The organism is Patulibacter sp. NPDC049589, assembly GCF_040675535.1.
Lineage (GTDB): Bacteria > Actinomycetota > Thermoleophilia > Solirubrobacterales > Solirubrobacteraceae > Patulibacter.
Genome location: NZ_JBFAPC010000259.1, coordinates 1 through 5,017, shown reverse-complemented (window position 1 = coordinate 5,017; position 5,017 = coordinate 1). Strand labels below are relative to the sequence as shown.

Genomic DNA, 5,017 nt, shown 5'->3' with positions numbered 1-5,017 from the left:
CCGTAGGCCCGCCCCCGCCCCTACCGCGAGGTCGCCCGGCGGACCCAGCCGCGGACGGCGCTCGCCGCGTTCTCGGTGGCCGCGCGGGCCTGGGAGCCGGCGCCGCGCACCTGGGCGCCGGCGCTCGCCGCGCGACGCTTGCGGAAGCGGGAGATGTCGAGGGTCTCGCCGCACTCGGAGCAGCCCGCGGCGAAGGCCGTCACGCGCGCGCCGCAACGCGGGCACCTGGTCAGGTCGTTCTTGTACATGGTCGACCGGGAACGCTACGCCGGATCGCTCAAGCCGTCATCAACCCGGGACAAAACGTTGGAGCGCTTCTGCGCTCCATCTGGCGCACCTCGCGCCCGGCCTCCGCGGCGGAGGACCGGAGACCGGCGGCGCGGCGCCGGTCGTCGCTGCGGGTCAGACGCCCTGCGCGACGGTCCCGTGCCGCGGGCCCTTGGCGAGGAACCCGGCGACCGCGTGCTGCAGGTCCTCGGTGGCGAACAGCGCGCCGGAGACCGCCGGGACGACCGAGTCCGCGGTCGAGACGCCGTCGTCGCACCAGGCGCGGATGATCTGCTTCGTCGCGTCGTGGGCACGCGTCGGGCCGGCGGCGAGCTTGCGGGCCAGGGCGTAGGCGCGCTCGTCGACCTCGTCGTCGTCCCACACGCGGTTGACGACGTTCCAGCGCTCGAGCGTCTCGGCGTCGAAGAGCTCGGCGGTCATCACGAGCTCGCGGGCCCGGCCGGACCCGGCGCGCTCGGCGATCCGCTGCGGGCCGCCCATGGACGGGGTCAGGCCGACCACGGTCTCCACGAGGCCGAACTTCGCGCCGCGCCCGGCGACGATCAGGTCGCAGCCGAGCGCGAGCTCGAAGGCCGCCGTCAGCGTCAGCGCGTGCGCGGCGAAGACCACCGGGCACGGGAGCTGCTCGATCGTCTGGACGACCCGCAGCAGGTCGCGCCACAGCGACGCGCCCTCCTCGATCGACAGCCCCTCGAACTCGTGCACGTCGACGCCGGCGGAGACGACGTCCCCCTCGGCGCGGATCAGCAGGCCGCGGGGCGGGTCCGCCTTCAGCGCGGCGGCGTGGCCGCGGAGGGCCTCGAACATCGCCGCGTCGAACAGGTTCAACGGCGGGCTGCTGATGGTCAGGACGGCGAGGCCGCCGTCGCGCTCGAGCGTCATGGGGGTGTCGGACACGATTCGCTACCTCCGGTCGGGTTCGAGCCATCATGCCGCGCGCGTGGGCGCCGTGGGGCCCGGTGCCGGGTCGCGGCGGTGGCCACGGCGGGCGCCGGCCGGGCGCGTGCTCGCCGTGGACTCGGGTCCCGGCCACGGGCGCGACGCCCCACCGTCGGGCCGCCGCCTGCGACGATGGGCGCGATGACGCGCGCGTGGGAGGACCTCGACCGGCTGGTGGACGCGGTGGAGGCTCGCTCGACGCACCTCACGTCGACCATCCACGGCGTCGACCACTGGCGGGCCGTCGGCGCGACCGCGGCGTCGCTGGCCGACGCGTCCGACATGGCCGCCGCCGACGCCGACGAGGCCGCGCGCCCGGACCGCGAGCTGCTCCTCCTCTTCGCGCTGCTGCACGACTCCCAGCGGATCGACGACGGCCGCGACCTCGAGCACGGCCCGCGCGCCGCGCTGTTCTTCGACGAGCTGCTGGCCGCAGGGGCGATCCGGCTGGACGACGCCCGCGCCGCGGTCCTGCGCGAGGCGATCCGCGACCACACCAACGGGACGCTGAGCGAGCAGCCGACGATCGCGGTCTGCTGGGACGCCGACCGGCTGCTGATCCACCGCGTCGGCTTCGTGCCGAAGGCGCGCTTCTGCTCGACGCCCGAGGCCCGCCGCCGCGCGGACGCGAGCGAGCTGCCCGACCTCGTCGGCCCGCCGACGTGGGCCGAGGTCGCGGCGCTGCTCGGCGTGGCCTGAGCCAGGCCGAGCTACCAGACGGTCTCGACCAGCAGCTGCAACGCGAGGGCCTGGGCGCCGAGCGCGCCGAGCACCAGCGGCAGCCGCCGGCGGGTCAGGAGCGGGGCCGCCGCGACGCAGGCCAGCGGGACGAAGATCAGCCAGATCCGCTCCGTCTCCGCCTTCGTGAAGCCGGCCAGCGCGGCGATCAGCACGACGGAGAGGATCGCGATCGCGACGGGCGAGCGGCGCAGCGCGGCGCGGGCCGCGGCGGCGATCAGGAACGGCCCGAGCAGCAGGCCCCACGCCACGGGCGAGCCGAACACCCAGAAGCCGTACGGCCGCACCGTCGCGACCGAGTTGCGGTAGACGGCCTCGGTCGCGCGCAGCGTCCCGACCGGGTCGTAGCCCCACCCGAACACGAGCACCGCGTTGAGCCCGACGAAGCCCGCGCCGGCCGCCGCACCGACGACGAGGGCGCGCCGCCACCCGTCGCGCAGGAGGACGGCGAGCGCGACCGCCGCCCCCACCCCGAGCAGCGCCCACGAGAACAGCGTCGCGACGCCGAACGCCACCGCCCCGAGCGCGACGACCCAGCCGCGGCGCGACAGCAGCAGCGCGGCGGCGGCCGCCCCGATCGCGGCGAAGACGGCGTCGTACGACGTGAAGCCGTCGAGCAGCATGACCGGCGTGACCGCGGCGACGAGGCCGGCGGTGCGGGCGGCCTGCTCGCTCGCGACGGTCCGGCCGATCGCGTAGGTCAGGGGCGCGCAGAGCGCGGCGCCGGCGATGCAGAGCGCCGCGAGGCCCTGGGCGGTGTCGATCCCCAGCACGTGCATCAGCAGCAACGGGCCGGGCGGATGGCCGGCGACGTTGACGGTCTGCGACGGGACGGTCTCGGCGAAGCGGTCGAGGTAGTTGCCGACGCCCCAGTGCAGCGTCGGCAGGCCGGGCAGGTACTCGTTGATCGCCTCGAACGACCCGCCGGGCCGGAGGTCGAAGATCGCCCACCAGCCGTAGGTGCCGACGCGGGCCGCGTTGAGCGACAGGCCCGCCGCGAGCGCGATGCCGAACAGCAGCGCCGCGGCCCCGAGGGGCGGGACGCGGCGGGAGAGCAGGCGCGGCCCGGCGACCGCGGCCAGGCCCAGGACGACGACGGCGACCGCCGCCCACGGGTCGATCTTCGGCACCCAGCCGAAGACGAACGGCGGCGTCGCCGTCCCGAAGGCGTCCTGGCGGTAGCCGTCGAAGTACCCGCGCAGGAGCGTCCAGATCGCGACGGCGGCGAGCAGGCCGAGGAGCCAGGGCTCGCGGCGCCAGCGGACGCCGGGCGTGTCGGCCGTCGTCGCGGACCCGGAGTCCTCGTCCGTGCCGGCGGCCGTCGACGGGGTGTCCCAGGGCTCCGGGGTCGGGTGCGATGCTTCGGCCTGTCGTGCGCGCTCTCCGGTCATCCGTCCTCCTCGCGTGGGCCGCCGCCGTGGTCGCCGGGCTCGGCGGGTGCGGGTCGCAGGATCCCGACGAGCTGCCGCCCGCGGCCGAGCCGCCGCGCTCCCCGGCGCTCACCACCACCCCCGAGGGGCGCGTGACGTCGGTCGGGGCGCGACCGGAGGGGATCGTCGCAGACCCCGGCTCGGGGCTCCTGGCGGTCTCCCTGCGCGGCCGGCCGGAGCTGGCGATCGTCCGGGCGTCGACGGGGAAGGTCGTCCGGCGCGTGTCGCTGCCCGGCGCGGCACGGCACCTCCAGCTCGCCGGCGGCGGCACCCCGGAGGCCCGCGTGCTCGTCCCCGACGAGGCCGGGAACGAGCTGCTCCAGGTCGCGATCGGCGGGCGGTACGAGGGCCGGGAGGTCCCGGTCGGCCGGGTCGTGGCGCGCGCGAGGACCGGCAGGCAGCCGCACGACGCCACGCCGCTGGGCGACGGCGCCGAGGTGGCCGTCGGGGCCGAGGCCGGCGACCTGCTGCAGATCGTGCGCGGCGACCGGGTCGTGCGACAGCGGCGGATCGCGCTGCAACCCGGCGGGCTGGCGACGCTCGACGGCGGCCGCGTGATCGCCGTCGTGTCGGTGCGCGAGCGCGTGCTGGAGCTCTACGACGCGCGGACGCTGGAGCGGCTGGCGTCGGCGCCGGCGGGCGTCGGACCGACCCACGTCGTCTGCCGCACCCAGACCCTCTGCTACGTCGCGGACACGACGGGGCAGAGCGTCCTCGTCTTCCGCTGGCAGGACGGCGAGCTCGACCTGACCCGCCGCCAGTACCTGACGAGCGAGCCCTACGGCCTGGCGCTCGACGAGCAGCGCGACCGCCTGTGGGTCACGCTGCCGGCCCAGAACCGCGTCGTCGACCTGATCGCCGGCGCGAAGACCAAGCCGCTGCGGACGGTCGCGACGGTCCGCCAGTCGGAGAGCGTCGCCGTCGACCCGACCGACGGTCACGTCGTGGTCACCGGGCTGGACGCCGGCGTGCTGCAGTCCGTGCCGCCGCTGACCGCAGCCCGTAGATGACCGCGGAGACGGCGAACAGCCCCGCGGTGATGGCGAGCCAGCGGGTGGCGTAGTCGGGTTGCTCGGCCAGGCCGGTCGAGAGGCGGTGTCCGGCGGGGGCCTTGTGGGCGATGTTGGGGAAGTAGACGAGCAGCAGGACGGCGGCCATCGCGAGCGGTACGCGGACGTGGCCGTTGCCGAGGACCGCGGGGTCGCGGCGGCGCGTCGTCGCGGGCACGGCCGCGCCGGGGTCGTCGTGCGCGGCGCCGGCGCCCCAGGAGGCGTCGAAGTGGTCGGCGTGCGCGGGCGGGTGCGGGTCGACGGGGGGCGGGACCTTCGCGGCCGGGCGGACGTGCGTGCCGCGCACGAAGCCCCAGATCCAGCGGGCGATGCGGTCGGCGCCGACGTAGAGGGGGATCGCGATGAAGTCGTTGATGATCGCGCCGGCGACCATCCAGATCGCGAGGTTCTTGTACGACGCGGAGTAGCGGGCGTCGAAGGACTGCGAGAGGATCCAGGCGATCAGGGTGATCGCGGTGAGGTGCAGGAGCAGGTGGGCGGGCGAGGCGCCGTAGGTGCGGCGCCAGGCGGTGAGCAGGCGCGGACCGCGATCGCCGGTACCGCCCGGGAGGC

General features: G+C 76.2%; 6 protein-coding genes. 2 read left to right on the top strand and 4 right to left on the bottom strand.

Going from position 1 to position 5,017, the window contains the following annotated elements; genetic code table 11:
• Window positions 1-20: 20 nt before the first annotated feature.
• Both AB0L40_RS26500 and AB0L40_RS26495 read right to left on the bottom strand, forming a co-directional pair.
• On the bottom strand, window positions 21-248 hold the full coding sequence (locus AB0L40_RS26500; RefSeq protein ID WP_364361594.1) for a hypothetical protein: 228 nt from the start codon (window positions 246-248) through the stop codon (window positions 21-23).
• A 154-nt stretch (window positions 249-402) separates the two neighbouring features.
• Window positions 403-1,170 carry an enoyl-CoA hydratase/isomerase family protein gene (locus tag AB0L40_RS26495; protein ID WP_364361596.1) on the bottom strand — a complete coding sequence of 256 codons (768 nt, stop codon included), beginning with the start codon at window positions 1,168-1,170 and terminating at the stop codon, window positions 403-405.
• A gap of 198 nt (window positions 1,171-1,368) precedes the next feature.
• On the opposite strand from AB0L40_RS26495, the gene AB0L40_RS26490 reads away from it, so the two are divergent.
• A complete protein-coding gene (locus AB0L40_RS26490) occupies window positions 1,369-1,926 on the top strand; it encodes a hypothetical protein (RefSeq protein ID WP_364361592.1) in 558 nt (185 codons plus the stop codon).
• An 11-nt stretch (window positions 1,927-1,937) separates the two neighbouring features.
• On the opposite strand, the gene AB0L40_RS26485 is transcribed toward AB0L40_RS26490, so the two are convergent.
• Window positions 1,938-3,356 carry a hypothetical protein gene (locus AB0L40_RS26485; RefSeq protein ID WP_364361590.1) on the bottom strand — a complete coding sequence of 473 codons (1,419 nt, stop codon included), beginning with the start codon at window positions 3,354-3,356 and terminating at the stop codon, window positions 1,938-1,940.
• Here AB0L40_RS26485 and AB0L40_RS26480 point away from each other — a divergent pair.
• The gene (locus AB0L40_RS26480; RefSeq protein ID WP_364361588.1) at window positions 3,338-4,405 is read left to right on the top strand and encodes a YncE family protein; all 1,068 of its coding nucleotides are present in this window, start codon (window positions 3,338-3,340) and stop codon (window positions 4,403-4,405) included. The genes AB0L40_RS26485 and AB0L40_RS26480 overlap by 19 nt on opposite strands.
• Here the strand turns inward: AB0L40_RS26480 and AB0L40_RS26475 are convergent.
• On the bottom strand, window positions 4,344-5,017 hold a 674-nt coding region (locus AB0L40_RS26475; RefSeq protein WP_364361586.1), incomplete at its 5' end, for a hypothetical protein. The genes AB0L40_RS26480 and AB0L40_RS26475 overlap by 62 nt on opposite strands.

Coding starts and splice junctions, on each gene's coding strand:
- AB0L40_RS26490 (WP_364361592.1), top strand. CDS start 1,369: ATGACGCGCGCGTGGGAGGACCTCGACCGGCTGGTGGACGCGGTGGAG.
- AB0L40_RS26500 (WP_364361594.1), bottom strand. CDS start 248: ATGTACAAGAACGACCTGACCAGGTGCCCGCGTTGCGGCGCGCGCGTG.
- AB0L40_RS26485 (WP_364361590.1), bottom strand. CDS start 3,356: ATGACCGGAGAGCGCGCACGACAGGCCGAAGCATCGCACCCGACCCCG.
- AB0L40_RS26495 (WP_364361596.1), bottom strand. CDS start 1,170: ATGACGCTCGAGCGCGACGGCGGCCTCGCCGTCCTGACCATCAGCAGC.